Consider the following 14325-nt stretch of genomic DNA (forward strand, 5'->3'; position numbering starts at 1 on the left):
GACGTCCCAGCCATGAGAAGAAGCTGGTAGCTAGGCTGCTACCAGCTTCTCAATCAGCAGTATCATAATGTGAATGGCCTTGATGTGCACTTCCTGGATGCGGTCGGCGTAGCCGAAGTGGGGCACCCGGATTTCGACATCACTGAGGCTAGCAAGCTGGCCACCGTCTTTGCCGGTGAGCGAGATGACTTTCACGCCCAGTTCGCGGGCAGCCTCGGCGGCGCGCAGAATGTTGGGCGAGTTGCCGCTGGTGCTGATAGCCAGCAGCACGTCGCCGGGCCGGCCTAGCGCTTCTACGAAGCGGCTGAACACGAACTCGAAGCCGAAGTCATTGGCCACGCAGGTCATGTGCGAGGCTTCGGTGAGAGCGATGGCAGCCAGGGCACGGCGATTTTGGCGGTAGCGGCCGCTCAGCTCCTCGGCAAAATGCTGGGCATCGCAGAGGCTGCCGCCGTTGCCGCAGGTAAGTACCTTGCCACCGTTTTGGAGGCTAGCGGCTACGAGCTCAGCGGCCTGGGCAATGCGCGTGAGGTTGGCGTCGTCGGCCAGGAATGTATCGAGGACGGAGCGGGCTTCGGTAAGCTCGGCGCGGATAAGGTCGGGGAGGTGCAAGCGAAAAGGCTAGGCTAGTAGGTGGTGGGAGGGGTGGGGGCCGGCGGCGTATCGCGCAGGCGCGCTTCGTCGGCGGTGGGGTAGGTGACGGCGGGCGCTACCGGCACGGCGGCCGGGCGCACGGCGGGCTGCTGAGCATCATAGAGCTTGGCTTTCAGCTCATTGATGCGGTTATCCTGCTGTGCTACGCTGCGGCGCAGCAGGGTGCTGTCCAGGTTCTCGGTGATGAGGTGCAGCCCTAAAATGACCACACCTACCCAGCAGAGCATCATAAAAAAGTCGCGCTCCTGGTACGGGCCGGGGGCGCCACTGCCGATGCCCGCAATGGAAGAGCGCACCGCCGGAAACAGCAGAAATAATAGCGCGATGAGCAGATACACCATCACGGCGACGGTTACGATACGTTTGAGAGCGAGCATGATGTGAAGAGTAGGGTGGAGGTTGAGCGCGAAAGATAATCCAGGCCACGTGGCCCGGTAGTTAGCTTACGTTCAGACCAACGCCGCGTTGGTTTGCAGCTGGCTCAGGCGCTGATACAGGCCTCCTTCGCGCCCTAGCAGCTCGTCGTGGGTGCCGCGCTCCACAATGCGGCCGTGCTGGAGCACGATAATCTCGTCGGCATGGCGCACCGTGCTCAGGCGGTGGGCAATAACGAGCGAGGTGCGGGACGCCATAAGGCGCGTAAGCGCCTCCTGCACCAGCTTTTCGCTCTCGGTATCGAGGGCCGAAGTGGCTTCGTCGAGGATGAGAATGGGCGGGTTGCGCAAAATGGCCCTCGCGATGCTCAGGCGCTGGCGCTGCCCGCCGCTCAGCCGCGAGCCCCGGTCGCCGATGGTCGTCTGGTAGCCCTCGGGGCTAGCCATGATGAAGTCGTGCGCATTAGCCGTTTTGGCGGCTTCGATTACTTCCTGCTCCGTAGCTTCGGTGTTGAATTTAATGTTGTTATAAATCGTGTCGTTAAAGAGGATGCTCTCCTGCGTTACGATGCCCATCTGGGCGCGTACCGAGTGCAAGGTGCAGGCACGCACGTCGTGGCCGTCGATGAGTACCTGGCCCGCGCTAGGGTCGTAAAAGCGCGGCAGCAGGTCGGCAATGGTGCTTTTGCCGCCACCGCTCGGCCCCACTAGGGCCACAGTCTGGCCTTTCTTCACGGTAAGGTTGAGGTCGAAGAGCACCGGCACATCGCCGTAGTGAAAGCTAACGTTGCGCAGCTCGACCTGCTCGTGAAAGTCCGGCAGCTCGATGGCATCGGGCCGGTCCTGGATGGTGGGAGGCGTGTCAATAACGGCCAGCACCCGCGCGCCCGCCACCAAGCCCCGCTGAATGTTGCTAAACGCCCCCGACAAATTCTTGGCTGGGGTCAGAATCTGCGAAAACAGGATGATGTAGCCGATAAAATCAGACGCCGATAGCTCGGCCTGGCCACTGAGCACCAGCGAGCCGCCGTAGTAGAGCAGTCCGGCCACCACGCTCACCCCCGCAAATTCCGAGAAGGGCGAGGCCAGGTCGCGGGTGTTGTCAATCTTCTGCGTGGTGCGGGCGTATAAGTCGTTTTGGGCCTGAAACTTAGCGTACACGTAGGCGCGGGCATTAAAGGCTTTCACTACGCGCATACCCCCCAGCACCTCATCAAATACGGACAGCATGGCTCCCAGCGTTTGCTGGCTCGTGACGGCGTGCCGCCGCAGCCGCTTGGAAACGCTGGCAATGATGCCGCCCGAAATAGGCAGCAGCACCAGGCTGAACAGCGTGAGCTTGGGCGATATCTTGAGCAGCAGCGCGAAGATGAGCAGGATGTTGAGCGGTTCCTTAAATACCGCCGTCAGCGTGTTCACCACCGAAATCTCTATTTCCTGCACGTCGTTGGTGAGGCGCGAGATAAGGTCACCCTTACGCTCGTTGGTAAAGTACCCCAACTCTAATTCCGTGATGCGCCCAAAGAGGGTACCCCGTACGTTGCGCACCACCCGCGCACGCACGCCCGCCAGCAGCTTGCCCCCTAGGTAGCGAAATAGGTTGCTGAGAAAAACGGAGCATACAACTAGGACGCACACAAACGACAGCGTGCCCAGCTTGCCGTGCTGCACCAGCATCTGCTGAAAGTAAAAGTCGAACACCTGCTTCACGTAGTCTAGCGACAAGGTGAAATGCGGCAGAGCGGCCGGAGCGGCGGCCGTATGCTCCTGCGTAGTGCTGAACAGCACATTGAGCAGCGGAATAATCAGCGTGAAGTTGGCAATGCCAAACACAATGCCTAGCGTCGCATACAGCGCATACAGCGGCACGAAGTCGGCATATGGCCGCGAAAAGCTCAGCAGGCGGAGGTAGATTTTCATAACTAGAAGAGGCTACCGACTAAGAACGCCGGAAGGTAGCCGTTACTTCAATCGGGCCCACGATGTGCGTATTAAACTCGGCTAGCTGCTCGGCGGGCACCCATAGCTCGTTGTGCTGCGCATCGCCCACATTCTGCACCGCAAACTGGGCCAGGTAGTCGCTATCGACGGCAAATCGCACCACGTGGCCCACGCCGTAATACGGCACATTCCAATCGCGACTGATTTGCACGGCGTATTCCTCATTCAGCACTGGGTAGAAAATAGGCTGCTCGGGCAAACGCGGCGGAAAGGCGCGCCAATCGCTGGCCGCAATCAAATCCAGCTCTTGCTGATTGACGGGACGATATAAAAAGGTAGTTGCAGACATGGCCTAAAACTCGTGCAAGCGCTGGGCGATGTTCCAGCGCAAGGCTAGCGAGGCATATACTTCCGTGCCCGCTACGGCGCCATAGTAGGTAGGCTGGTCGAGCGATGAATGCCGGGCAATGAGGGTGGCATCCACAAACAGGTTCAGCTTGGGCTGATAGGTAGCCGTGAAGTCGAAGTGCAGCAGGCGGTTTTTGTCGCCCTGGCCCGTGCGCACACCATATTCCATGGGCCGGGTGTTATAAGATAACAGTGGGTTGCTGCCATAATTGGTGAGCACCGACGCCCCACCGGGGGCCTGCGCATCGAGGCCCTGCACTGTGTAGAACGCCTTCGCCACGAGGCCGAGGCGGGGCAGCGGCTGATAGCTAAGCACCCCAAGCACCTCCGTCAGGTTGGCGCCCATAGGGTGGGCTAGCGGCTGCTGGTAGTGCTGGTAGTTGGTGTAGGGGGTTTCGTGCTGATAGGTATATGGGCGGATGTAGTTGACTTCCAGCTGTAAGTCGAGGTTGGGCACGCCGGCCACGTCGAGCAGCTTGCCCCCTAGCTGAAAGGCCTGCTTGTTGGCCCACCAGCCATTGCCGGCCAAGATTTCCTTCAGCTTAAACTCGTCGAGCACCAGCTGGCCATAGAGTTGGGCGCGGTGCTTGATGTTCCACTTAAAGTCGAGGCCTAGCAGCGCGTTGTCGGTCGAGCCCAGGTTCTGCTCGATGGCGCGGTAGAAAATAATTGGGTTCAGGTATTGCAGCTCCAGACCGCGCCCGGGCCCGCCCGATACCTCCGACTCGAACACGCCAATGTTGAAGTTATTGGTCACATCCAGGCTCAGGTGGTGCAGCGCCAGGTATTTCTTCGGAAAAAGTGAGTCGAGGCCCGAAATGCTGCGCCGGGCGTTTAGCTCGGCAAAGATGTTCTGGTAGTTGAAGCGCCAAATCCGCGTATTCAGCTTCAGAAAAAAGTACGGGGCGCTATAATCGCTGAGAATAAGCGAGCGGTAGCCGTTGCCGATAAAATTACGGTCGTGGGCAAACTGCACATTGATGTGCTTGGTAGCCGCGTAGGTAATGCCGCCCCGCGCCGTGAAGAAGTCATACTGGTCAGGCTTGTCCTTAAACAGCTTGGTATAGCCCTCGTGGGGTGCCACCAGCGAGCCGGGGTAGCTGTCGCGCACAGTGCGCTGATACACCCAGCCCGGCACCGCCTCCTGGTTGTCGGTGAGGAAACCGTAGAAGCCCAGCCGCTGGTCTATCAGTCCTTCAAAGCTCACGCCGCGCGTATTCACATAGCGCAAACCAGAGCGACTGTTGTCGCCGCCATCCTTACCGGCTTGCAGCAGCAGCACGGGGTTTAGCCGGAAGGCAAAGTCCTTGTTCTGAACGTGGTATAAGTCCGTCTGGTCGCGGTAAAAATGCGTGAGTATCGGCTGCGGGCTCTGGTTGAGGCTATCGCCGGTGGGCGAGAACATCCAGTTGTCTTTAGCTAAGTACGCGGCGTTAAACTGGTCGGCGGCCGACAGCCCGCTGGGGCTAGCCAGCAGGCGCTCGCCCAGGTGCGCCGCCGCCGAGCGCGTGTAGGGCCGCACGCTGGTATGCGGGTCTTGCAGCGAGTCGGGCCCGTATTTAATGGCGTAGCGGTCAAGCAGCCGGTACGTATTCGGGTCGAGCGGCACGTAGAGCGGCCCCTGGTAGGGCGAATGCTTAGCGCGGCTGGGGCTAGCCAGCACGGCGGGCGCTGCCGCCGGGCGGGGCGCCTGCTCGCGCACTACGGGCACTGGCGCGGGGGCCGGCTCGCGCAGCGGCTGGTCGGCTTTAAGTGGTTTGGTGTCTTTCACCGGCTTTTCGCTTTCCGGGTTTGCCGGCAGCGGCTGATTGAAAATGTACCAGTTGGCCGAATTGGGCTGAGGTGGAGCAGCGGGCGGCGTAGTCTGGGCCGCTAACGGGCCAGCCAGGGCAAAAAGCAGTGAAGACAGGTAGTATTTCATCAATCAAAAAACTACCCTGAGTGGGGCAGGCCTGGCAAATTTACGTCGGCCGACGCGGCCCCGCCTTTCGGCCCCGACCTTTGGCCTCAGCCCCCTAGTTTAAGCTGCCTTGTCTGCCGTGCTGCGCCTGCTTCGTTTTCATGACCTCGACCCGGCCCGCTGGGACGCCTGCGTGGCAGCTAGCCCCGGTGCGCCACCCTACGTGCAGGCCTGGTGGCTGGCCGCCACCGCTGGCCGCTGGAATGCCGTAGTCGAGCTGGGCCCGGCCGGCGAGTACCGTTCGCTGCTGCCGCTGCCTACCAAGTGGCGGCCCTGGGGCCGGGTGGCCTACCAGCCGCTCTTCACCCAGCAGCTGGGCTTGGTGCTGACCGCCGCAAGCCAGCAGCGCGAGCTGACCGCGTACCTGGAATTGGCCAAACGCTATTGCACCCGGCTTTACCAACAGCTGCCGCCTAGCCAATGGCAGTTGCCTAAGTTGCCGCGCGGCTACACAGCCACCGAGCGCTGCACCTATCAAGTGAGTCTGGCGCCGGCTTATGCCGACTTGCTGGCGGGCTACACGGCCGAGTATCGCCGCCGCCTGCGCCAAAACCTGCGCTTGGCCCAGCCGCTAACGGTAACGGCGGGCCACGACCTGGACGCGCTAATCCGGGTTTTCTTATCGTATCGCGGCCCCACTCACACTGGCTTGCAACCCCGCCACTACGAGCCCCTGCGGCGCGTGTATGCCGCCGCCCGGGCCCGGGGGCAAGCCGAGCTGCGCGAAGTGCGGACGCCGGCTACGGGCGAGCTGCTGGCCGGCGCCCTGTTCATCCACCACGCCGGGGGCGTGATTTACCTGTTTGCGGCCGTGACGTCGGCTGGGCGCGCCGCCAAGGCACCCATGCTGCTGCTCGACGATGCCCTGGCCCGCCACGCCGGGCAGCCGGGCCAGGTATTCGACTTTGAGGGGGGCAGTGTGCCGGGCATTGGGCGTTTCTTCGCCAATTTCGGGGCGCGGTCCGTACGCTACCCGGCCCTCTCTTTTACTTCTACTTCCTGGCTTTCAACATGGATGCGCCCCTGACCTCTCCCGAATCGCTAGCTCCGGCCGCCCCAGCTTTGCCCACCGACCGCCTGCGCGTGGTGTGTGCCGAGCCCAGCATTGCCAATCATTTTTTGGCCGAGCTGCGCGATGTCGACGTTCAGAAAGACAGCCTACGCTTCCGGCGCAACCTCCAGCGCCTGGGCGAAATCATTGCCACCCGCATCAGCGTCCAGCTTAGTTATACGCCACAGTCGGTGCGCACGCCGCTAGGGGAGGCCCCCAGCCAGCTGCTGCGCGATTTTCCGGTGCTGGCCACTGTGTTGCGGGCGGGCCTGCCATTTCATCAGGGCTTCCTCAATTACTTCGACCAAAGCCCGAGTGCTTTCGCGGCAGCTTACCGCATCGAGGGCACGGCCCAGGTGCAGGTGCAGCTCGACTACCTCACTGCCCCGCGCCTCGACGAGCGGGTGCTCATCCTGGCCGACCCCATGCTTGCCACCGGCAAAAGCCTCGTGCAAACCTACCGCGCCATGCTGCGCTTCGGCACCCCGCGCCAGGTGCACATCGCGGCCGTTATTGCCTCGCCCGAAGGGGTGGCCTACGTGATGCGCGAAATCCCGGAAGCCACGCTCTGGGTGGCCGCCGTTGATGAGAAGCTTAATGAACAGGCCTACATACTGCCCGGGCTAGGCGATGCTGGCGATTTGGCTTTTGGTAGTAAAATTTAGGATTGTAGCTAGTGGCTTCGCGTTGGCTGCCGTATCTTCATCAGATACAAGCCTTTTGAACGGTGACAAACGAAATTTTTATCACTACTACTGGCTTCTTTCGTATCAGGGCAAATGCTGGCACGAAAACAGCTATTCACCACTAGCACTTAAATTTCAAGGCCTAGCGCATAGATTGATACAGGAAATTGTCTATTTTTGCTGTCCTACCTGTTTTAAAGTGTTGGTTGGGCTGCTAGTTTATTGTTATTCCTGTATTAGTGTTACACTTTGCCATGAAGCTTGCCTCCGTTTTCCTACTTAGCACCGTAAAATTTTTAGGCGGTCCGCTAGCGGGCAGTAGCATGGGGCTGGGGTTTTGGCCCACGCTCGCCCTCACCGTGGCGGGTATGATGACGAGTGTCTTTATCATTTCCGGGGTGGGCCGGGCTTGGGTGCGCCACCGCCAGCAGCAGCGCCGCCTGCGCCGGGCGCCGGTGTTTTCCAAGCGTTCGCGCAATATCATCAAGGTATTTAAGCGCTTCGGCATGGGAGGCATCGCGTTTCTGACGCCTATTCTGCTCTCGCCCATCGGGGGCACCGTCATTGCCACGCTGCTAGGGGTGCCGCGCCAGCGTATCCTGCTGCACATGCTTTGGAGCGCCGTGCTGTGGGGAGGTGTCCTCACCCTGGCAAGCACCCGCATTGGGCACTTGCTGCACCACTAGAAGCGTAAAAGAAATAAAGCCGGCCGTTCAACACCTTTGCTAAGGCTGTTGAACGGCCGGCTTTATTCTTAGGTCTCAGCTTAGCTGCTTCTGCGCCGGGGCCGGGCCTTAATGGCTTTCATGCCCGGCGCCGAAGCGCCCTTTTTACCTGGGTTCTTCTTGGCGCCTTTCTGGCTTTTTTTGCGGCCTTCCTCAAAGGGCTTGCCCGTGCGCTTGTCGATGGTTACGCCCGGCTTTATCCACTCCTTCTTCTCGTGGAAGGCGCCCGCAAAGTCGGGGTCTTCGCGGCGGCGCTGCTCGTCGAGCACGCGGGCGTGGGCTTGCTTCTCGAGGAAAGGCGTGGTCGTAATTTCCACTTCAGCTGGAATGGGCAGTAGCGGAATCTCCTGGCGAATCATGTCCTGAATGCGCTCGATGTGCTGCCGCTCGGCGGGGTTGGCAAACGTGATGGCTGCGCCGGTGTGCCGCGCCCGGCCGGTGCGCCCAATGCGGTGCACATAGTCGTCGTATATCAGCGGCACGTCGAAGTTCACCACGTGGCTCACCTGCGGTACATCGATGCCCCTAGCGGCCACATCGGTCGCCACCAGGTAGCGCACGTTGCCTTCTTTAAAGGCGTCCATGCTGTTGAGGCGGGCATTTTGCCCTTTGTTGCCGTGTATCACGCGCACCTCCCCAATGGGTGCTTTGCGCTGTAGGAAGCGCGCTATTTCATCGGCGTTCTCCTTGGTGCGGGCAAAGAGCATAACGCGCGTCATCTCCTCGGCATCGCGGTGCAGCAGATACTCTAGCAGGTTAATCTTAGTGGCCAGGTTGGGCACTTCGTAGAGGCTCTGGGTCACCGTTTGGGCGGGCTGAGCGGGCGGCGTCACCTCCACGCGCACCGGAAACTCCAGAAATTCCTCGCTCAATTGGGTTACGCGCTCGGGCATGGTGGCCGAAAACAGCACATTTTGCCGTTTGCGCGGGATGATTTCCAGGATGCGCCGAATCTGGGGCATGAAGCCCATGTCCATCATCTTGTCGGCCTCGTCGAGCACCAGCGTAGTCAGGTTTTTCAGCACCAGGTCGCCCTTCAGGTAAATCTCCATCAGGCGCCCGGGCGTGGCAATGAGGATATCGAGCCCCGCCTTTATCGTTTCAATCTGGGTTTTCGGCCCTAGCCCGCCGTAGATGGCATAAATCCGCAAGTCGGTGTAAGTAGCCAGCGCCTTGAGGTGCTTCTCAAGCTGAATAGCCAGCTCGCGCGTGGGTGCCAGAACGAGGGCGCGGGGGTGCTCGCCCTGCGCATATTTCACCTTCATGAGCAGCGGCAGGCCGAAGGCGGCCGTTTTGCCGGTGCCGGTTTGGGCAATGCCGAGCACGTCGTGGCCGGCCAGCAGCAGCGGAATGGTTTGTACCTGCACCGGTGTGGGCTCGGTGAAGCCAGCCTCGGCTACGGCAGTGAGTAATTGCTTGTTAAGCTTGAAGTCGGTGAACGCGGCGGGGGTATCCATAGCGCAAAGGTCGGGCTATTTTGCTGCGCGGGGCGCAAGGAGCAGTTTTAACCAGCTTGGCTGCTGGGGCAGCTACTAGTGATTTTTTAATGTAAAATCTTGCAAAGTTTAGCCGATTGCGTATCTTTGCACCCACAAACCACCACACGGTAGATATAGCTCAGCTGGTTAGAGCGTCGGATTGTGATTCCGAAGGTCGTGGGTTCGAGCCCCATTATTTACCCGCAAGGAAGTCCCCGGATGCGAATCCGGGGACTTTTTTTGTTATTTGCATAGTTGCGTCTTCAAACGCCTCCTTTTCTTTTTACCCTAATTACTCGCGATGAGTCTGCTCGTAATCGGCTCCGTGGCCTTCGACGCCCTGGAAACTCCCTTCGGCAAAACCGATAAAATCATCGGTGGCGCAGCTACCTACATCAGCCTCTCGGCTTCGTACTCGACCAAGCCGGTGAACCTGGTAGCCGTGGTAGGTGGAGATTTTCCGCAGTCCGATATTCAGATTCTGAAAAGCCACGGCGTGAACACCGAGGGCCTGCAAATCAAACAGGATGAGAAGTCGTTTTTCTGGTCGGGCAAGTATAATAAAGACCTCAACTCGCGCGAAACCATCACGACGGAGCTGAACGTGCTAGGGTCGTTCGACCCCATCATCCCCGACAGCTACCTCGATTGCAAGTACCTGATGCTGGGCAACCTGGCTCCGCAGGTGCAGCGCCTCGTTATTCAGCGCCTCGTGAACCGTCCCAAGCTTATCGTGCTCGATACGATGAACTTCTGGATGGACATCGCGGCCGAAGAGCTGCTGGCCACCATCGAGATGGTGGATGTGCTCAGCATCAACGACGAGGAAGCCCGCCAGCTGTCGGGCGAGTACTCGCTGGTGAAGGCTGCCCGTAAAATTCTGGCGCTAGGGCCTAAGTTTCTCATTATCAAGAAGGGCGAGCACGGTGCGCTGCTTTTTCATAAGAACAAGACGTTCTTTGCCCCGGCCCTGCCGCTGGAAGAAGTATTCGACCCTACCGGCGCCGGCGACACCTTCGCGGGCGGCTTCATCGGCCACATCGCCGCCACCGACGATTGCTCGTTCGAGAACCTCAAGCGTGCCGTTATTCATGGCTCGGCCATGGCCTCGTTCTGCGTCGAGAAGTTCGGTACTGAGCGCCTGCTCAACCTCACCCAGGAAGAAATCGAAGCCCGCGAAGCCCAGTTTGAAGAACTAGTGCGCGTGCAGCCGGCCAGCGTAACGGCTTAGTTTACAGCAAGCTCGGCATGACGTTCTTTTTTACGACTTTTTGTTTTATAGGTAACCCACTGAAAAATGCAAAGCTGGCTGCGCAAAAACCGCGGGGAAATCATCTGTCTGAGCGCCTTTGCCTTGGTGATGGGCACCGACCTGCGCCTGCCGGTCGTCAGCATCTTGCAGCGCGGCCTGCTGGCTAGCGGGCTGTGGCGCGCCACGCCCCCGGCTAGCCAGCAGGCTGGGCCACAGGTTCAGCTAGCCAGCCTGCGCACTGACTATCCCTATCCGCTGCCGCTGCTTACGCTTGATGGCCGCCCGGCCAACCTGCGCCAGTTTCGGGGCAAGGCCGTGCTGGTAAACCTATGGGCCAGCTGGTGCCCGCCGTGCCTGGCCGAAATGCCGGGCTTGCAGGCGCTGTACCAAAAAACGGATACCAGCAAGGTGGCCTTCGTGCTCATCTCGCTCGATGCCAACCCCAACAAGGCCAAGGCGTTGCTGAAGCGCAAGGGTTACACAATGCCGGTGTTTTTCCCGGCTGCGCCGCTGCCCGCGCCGTTCGATTCACCTTCGATTCCTTCCACCGTTATCCTGACCCCTAGCGGCCGGCTGGCCGACCGCCACGACGGCATGGCCGACTACGACACGCCCGCGTTTCGGACAGCTCTTGAAAAGCTGGGTGCCGGTGGCTAGCCTCGACCGTACTTTGTGAGCGCCTAGGCCGCTTAGGCGCCCGGCCAAGCAACCCCAGCGTGCGCCAAGCGGTAAAAGGATAAGCAAGTATCTATCACCTTTCCCTTTTCCCGCCATGTCACTCGCCAAGAAAGAAACCGACCTCACAAACGATAAAACGTCTGTTAACCCTGCTGCCAATACCAAGAGAAAAAGCACGCAGGTGCAGAGCCCGAATACCATGGACGTATCGGCCCACGGCAACACCACCGATGGCAATAGCGCCGGCCACGGCGTCAATAACATCCGCAATAACCCGCAGGGCAATAAGCCGATGTCGGTAAACAGCGGCAAAGTGGGCAAAGGCGGCGACGCCAAGCACTAGTCGCTGTTTAGCAAGCAAAGGCCCGGGAGCTTGAGTTAACTCAAGCTCCCGGGCCTTTGCTTGTGCGTTAAAATTCCCAGCCCAGCCACTTGGCGAAGCCGGCGCGTTGCGCCTCGTCGGCCTCGGCTAGCTTCTCCACGGCGTAGCGCGGGCCGAAGTGCGCCCCCGGTAGCGCCGCCAGCTCTATCAGCAACAGGCGGTTTTGGCGGAATACGGCCACTTCATAGTGCGGCGCCTCGGTGCTGAGCAGGCTTTGCAGGTTCATATCTACACGGCGCCCGTTGATAGCCACAATCTCATCATCGACGGTAAGTGCTAGGGCGGCCGGTGAGCCGGGCCAGATGTACGTCACCTCAGTGCGCTCGTTTTTCACCACCGTGCGGAAGCCAAAAGTGCCTTCTGAGGCCGAGGCATTTTCATAAGCCACAAGGTGGCAGCCCACGGTGCGCAGCGCCTTGTCGAGCGGCTCATGCAAAGGCGCGGTACCGTTGATAAACTTGTCGAAGTACACCTGCATCTTACGGCCGGCCACTTCGCTCACGATGCGGGCGTAGTCCTCGTCGGTATAGCCCTTACCCGTTTTGCCGAACTCTTCGTAGAGGCGGCGCATCACGTCGTCGAGGCTACGAGCGTGGCCGTGCAGCTGCCGCAGCGTGAGGTCGAGCAACAGGGCCGCCAGGGCCCCTTTGTGGTACACGCTCACCTTGCGGTCGGGCACGCCGGGCTTGTAGCCATCGAGCCAGAGGTCCATGCTGGCGTCAGCCAGGCTCAGATTCTGGCCGCCAGCGTCGTCGTAATGCTTGCGCAGCACAATATTCAACTCCTCAAAATACTGGCTAGGGGTGCGCACCTTGCTACGAGCCAGCAAATACTCTCCGTAGTAAGTTGTGACGCCCTCGGCGATGTAGCAAGTGCGGAAATAGTTTTCGCGGGCATAGTCGTAGGGCTGCATCTCGGCCGGCCGGATGGCCTTGATGTTCCAGGTATGAAACAGCTCGTGGCAGCTTACGCCCAGCAGCTCCTTATATAGTGCCTCCTGCATCAGTAGCTCGGCGGGGCCTAGCACAATCACCGTCGAGTTGTGGTGCTCCACGCCGTGGTAGTGCTTGTAGGGCAAAAACTGGTTCAGGAAGTGATAATCCTGCACCGGGAAGCTGCCGAAAAGCGTCAGCTGTTCCTCCGAAAAAGCCTTAAAATCGGCTAGCAGCTTCGGCCAGTTAAGTAGCGCCTCCTCGCCCTGCGCCCACACGTGGAACGGCAGCCCGCCGGCCTCGTACTGCTGGTGCTGAATAGTGGGGCTAGCGATGAGCGGGGCGTCGGCCAGCTGGTCAAAATTGCTGGCCTGCAAGGTGTTGGGCAACGTTTGGGGCAGGCCGCAGGCCAGGCGCCAGTCTACTGGCAAGTCGAGCGTGAGCTGGCAAGGGGCGTCCTGGTGCCCTTCGGCATATAGTAGCGCCTGCACCGGGTTGAGGTAGAGCTGGGTGGCGTCGAGCCACGAGCCGCCCGCGTCCATCTGGTGCGCGTAGAAGTTGTAGCGCACCCGCACGCTGCGGCCGGCCGCGCCGGGCACCTCCCAGCGGTCCTTGGTGGTTTTGCGGTAGGGCAGGGGCTCGTCGGTTTCGGCGTCGCTAATCTCCACGCGCTGAATCTTCTGGGCAAAATTTTGCAGCTCGTAGCGGCCGGGGCGCCAGGCCGGTAGCTGCAGGGCTAGCGGGCCGCTGGCCTCGGCCGGCACCTCCACCATGAGCTGAATTTGCAGGTAAAACGTGAGCGGATTCTCGAACGAAACGTGGTAGTAAGTCATGAGCGGCGGCAGCGAAAGCAACGAGTAAAACTAGCCCTAGCGAGGCAGAAGGAGCGTAGCCAGTACGTAGAACATCGCCCCCATCGCTGTCAGGCTGAGCCAAGAGCCGCCTTATCGGGTTGATTGCTTGCTATTCTAAATACAAATCCGTACCTTTGCCGGCCCAACTCGCAATTTGACCGGACATGAAACGTACCTATCAACCCTCGCAGCGCAAGCGCCGCAACAAGCACGGTTTCCGCAACCGTATGGAAACAGCTAACGGCCGCAACGTGCTGGCCCGTCGCCGCGCCAAAGGCCGCAAGCGCCTCACCGTATCGGACGAAGGCCGTCACAAGCGCTAGTATCTTAGGCTGTTAGCACCTAGCTGATGGCTTTAAGCTAGCAGGTAGCCGCATTGTTGGGGCAGGTTGTTTTCTGGCGACGCCAGGAATCACTGCCGCTACAATGCGGCTTCGCTATTTTACCCCCTTACCGCCGTGGAAGAGCCAGCTGCTACCACCCAACCCGCATCCGCCAGCCGAACCTATACTTTTCCGAAGGCCGAGCACCTGTGCAGCAAGAAGCTGATTGAGCAGCTCTTCAGCCGGAAAAATCCATCGCTAGGGGTGTATCCGCTTCGCCTGACCTGGCTGGCGGCGCCGGCGCGCACTACTGCCCCGCCCCAGGTGCTGATTACGGTGCCCAAGCGCACCTTTAAGCGGGCCGTCGACCGCAACCGCCTCAAGCGCCTCGTGCGCGAGGCCTATCGCCTTAATAAATACCGCCTTAGCGAAGCCGAAGGCGGCCATGCGGTGGCCGTGCTGGGTATTCTGTACACCGGCAAAGAAAAAAGTGAGCTGGCGCTGGTCGAAAAAAAATTAATTTCTGGGCTGAATCGTTTGCTGGCAGAATCTATCGTGCAACCCGCGCCGTAGTTTCGATTATCTTCACGTCAGTATACGTACGGGCGCGCAAGGCGGCGTTTGGCA

At 60.1% G+C, this 14325-nt stretch carries 15 protein-coding genes and 1 tRNA gene; 9 read left to right on the top strand and 7 right to left on the bottom strand.

Annotation, left to right across the window (positions count from 1 at the left end):
• Positions 1 to 30: 30 nt before the first annotated feature.
• The 5 genes from lpcA to J4D99_RS16435 form a co-directional block, all read right to left on the bottom strand.
• Positions 31 to 612, bottom strand: a complete 582-nt coding sequence (gene lpcA, locus J4D99_RS16415) for a D-sedoheptulose 7-phosphate isomerase (protein WP_208132817.1) — start codon at positions 610 to 612, stop codon at positions 31 to 33.
• Between the two features lie 14 nt (positions 613 to 626).
• The gene (locus J4D99_RS16420; RefSeq protein ID WP_208132818.1) at positions 627 to 1031 is read right to left on the bottom strand and encodes a hypothetical protein; all 405 of its coding nucleotides are present in this window, start codon (positions 1029 to 1031) and stop codon (positions 627 to 629) included.
• A 72-nt stretch (positions 1032 to 1103) separates the two neighbouring features.
• A complete protein-coding gene (locus J4D99_RS16425) occupies positions 1104 to 2948 on the bottom strand; it encodes an ABC transporter ATP-binding protein (RefSeq protein WP_208132819.1) in 1845 nt (614 codons plus the stop codon).
• Positions 2949 to 2967: 19 nt separating this feature from the next.
• The gene (locus J4D99_RS16430) at positions 2968 to 3318 is read right to left on the bottom strand and encodes a hypothetical protein (RefSeq protein ID WP_208132820.1); all 351 of its coding nucleotides are present in this window, start codon (positions 3316 to 3318) and stop codon (positions 2968 to 2970) included.
• 3 nt (positions 3319 to 3321) lie between these two features.
• On the bottom strand, positions 3322 to 5298 hold the full coding sequence (locus J4D99_RS16435) for a capsule assembly Wzi family protein (RefSeq protein WP_208132821.1): 1977 nt from the start codon (positions 5296 to 5298) through the stop codon (positions 3322 to 3324).
• Positions 5299 to 5416: 118 nt separating this feature from the next.
• Between J4D99_RS16435 and J4D99_RS16440 the strand changes: the two genes are divergently transcribed.
• The 3 genes from J4D99_RS16440 (at position 5417) to J4D99_RS16450 (ending at position 7760) form a co-directional block, all read left to right on the top strand.
• Complete coding sequence (locus J4D99_RS16440; protein WP_309509641.1) at positions 5417 to 6364, top strand: GNAT family N-acetyltransferase; 948 nt, start codon at positions 5417 to 5419, stop codon at positions 6362 to 6364.
• Positions 6349 to 7053: a uracil phosphoribosyltransferase gene (gene upp / locus J4D99_RS16445; RefSeq protein ID WP_208132823.1), complete on the top strand. Its 705-nt coding sequence runs from the start codon at positions 6349 to 6351 to the stop codon at positions 7051 to 7053. Before J4D99_RS16440 ends, upp begins: the two co-directional genes overlap by 16 nt.
• Positions 7054 to 7328: 275 nt before the next feature.
• Complete coding sequence (locus tag J4D99_RS16450) at positions 7329 to 7760, top strand: hypothetical protein (protein ID WP_208132824.1); 432 nt, start codon at positions 7329 to 7331, stop codon at positions 7758 to 7760.
• 80 nt (positions 7761 to 7840) lie between these two features.
• Here J4D99_RS16450 and J4D99_RS16455 read toward each other — a convergent pair whose 3' ends face one another.
• Complete coding sequence (locus tag J4D99_RS16455; RefSeq protein WP_208132825.1) at positions 7841 to 9256, bottom strand: DEAD/DEAH box helicase; 1416 nt, start codon at positions 9254 to 9256, stop codon at positions 7841 to 7843.
• A gap of 149 nt (positions 9257 to 9405) precedes the next feature.
• Between J4D99_RS16455 and J4D99_RS16460 the strand changes: the two genes are divergently transcribed.
• The 4 genes from J4D99_RS16460 (at position 9406) to J4D99_RS16475 (ending at position 11550) form a co-directional block, all read left to right on the top strand.
• Positions 9406 to 9479, top strand: a tRNA-His gene (locus J4D99_RS16460).
• 99 nt (positions 9480 to 9578) lie between these two features.
• Complete coding sequence (locus J4D99_RS16465) at positions 9579 to 10508, top strand: PfkB family carbohydrate kinase (protein ID WP_208132826.1); 930 nt, start codon at positions 9579 to 9581, stop codon at positions 10506 to 10508.
• Between the two features lie 66 nt (positions 10509 to 10574).
• Entirely contained in the window at positions 10575 to 11186 is a 612-nt protein-coding gene (locus tag J4D99_RS16470; protein WP_236018702.1) for a TlpA family protein disulfide reductase, read from the top strand.
• Between the two features lie 115 nt (positions 11187 to 11301).
• The gene (locus J4D99_RS16475) at positions 11302 to 11550 is read left to right on the top strand and encodes a hypothetical protein (RefSeq protein WP_208132827.1); all 249 of its coding nucleotides are present in this window, start codon (positions 11302 to 11304) and stop codon (positions 11548 to 11550) included.
• A gap of 67 nt (positions 11551 to 11617) precedes the next feature.
• Here J4D99_RS16475 and J4D99_RS16480 read toward each other — a convergent pair whose 3' ends face one another.
• Entirely contained in the window at positions 11618 to 13354 is a 1737-nt protein-coding gene (locus tag J4D99_RS16480) for a M61 family metallopeptidase (protein ID WP_208132828.1), read from the bottom strand.
• Positions 13355 to 13539: 185 nt separating this feature from the next.
• Between J4D99_RS16480 and rpmH the strand changes: the two genes are divergently transcribed.
• Together rpmH and J4D99_RS16490 are read left to right on the top strand one after the other, a co-directional pair.
• Positions 13540 to 13698: a 50S ribosomal protein L34 gene (gene rpmH / locus J4D99_RS16485; protein WP_068337113.1), complete on the top strand. Its 159-nt coding sequence runs from the start codon at positions 13540 to 13542 to the stop codon at positions 13696 to 13698.
• Between the two features lie 135 nt (positions 13699 to 13833).
• Complete coding sequence (locus tag J4D99_RS16490; RefSeq protein WP_208132829.1) at positions 13834 to 14271, top strand: ribonuclease P protein component; 438 nt, start codon at positions 13834 to 13836, stop codon at positions 14269 to 14271.
• Positions 14272 to 14325: the final 54 nt, after the last annotated feature.

Origin of the sequence: Hymenobacter sp. BT559, from assembly GCF_017571525.1 — a bacterium.
Classification (GTDB): Bacteria; Bacteroidota; Bacteroidia; order Cytophagales; family Hymenobacteraceae; genus Hymenobacter; species Hymenobacter ginsengisoli.

Bases quoted from the DNA above. Each gene is read 5' to 3' on its own strand.
- J4D99_RS16435 (WP_208132821.1), bottom strand. From the start codon at position 5,298: ATGAAATACTACCTGTCTTCACTGCTTTTTGCCCTGGCTGGCCCGTTA.
- J4D99_RS16480 (WP_208132828.1), bottom strand. From the start codon at position 13,354: ATGACTTACTACCACGTTTCGTTCGAGAATCCGCTCACGTTTTACCTG.
- J4D99_RS16475 (WP_208132827.1), top strand. From the start codon at position 11,302: ATGTCACTCGCCAAGAAAGAAACCGACCTCACAAACGATAAAACGTCT.
- J4D99_RS16465 (WP_208132826.1), top strand. From the start codon at position 9,579: ATGAGTCTGCTCGTAATCGGCTCCGTGGCCTTCGACGCCCTGGAAACT.
- J4D99_RS16425 (WP_208132819.1), bottom strand. From the start codon at position 2,948: ATGAAAATCTACCTCCGCCTGCTGAGCTTTTCGCGGCCATATGCCGAC.
- rpmH (WP_068337113.1), top strand. From the start codon at position 13,540: ATGAAACGTACCTATCAACCCTCGCAGCGCAAGCGCCGCAACAAGCAC.
- upp (WP_208132823.1), top strand. From the start codon at position 6,349: ATGGATGCGCCCCTGACCTCTCCCGAATCGCTAGCTCCGGCCGCCCCA.
- J4D99_RS16455 (WP_208132825.1), bottom strand. From the start codon at position 9,256: ATGGATACCCCCGCCGCGTTCACCGACTTCAAGCTTAACAAGCAATTA.
- J4D99_RS16430 (WP_208132820.1), bottom strand. From the start codon at position 3,318: ATGTCTGCAACTACCTTTTTATATCGTCCCGTCAATCAGCAAGAGCTG.
- J4D99_RS16450 (WP_208132824.1), top strand. From the start codon at position 7,329: ATGAAGCTTGCCTCCGTTTTCCTACTTAGCACCGTAAAATTTTTAGGC.
- J4D99_RS16470 (WP_236018702.1), top strand. From the start codon at position 10,575: ATGCAAAGCTGGCTGCGCAAAAACCGCGGGGAAATCATCTGTCTGAGC.
- J4D99_RS16420 (WP_208132818.1), bottom strand. From the start codon at position 1,031: ATGCTCGCTCTCAAACGTATCGTAACCGTCGCCGTGATGGTGTATCTG.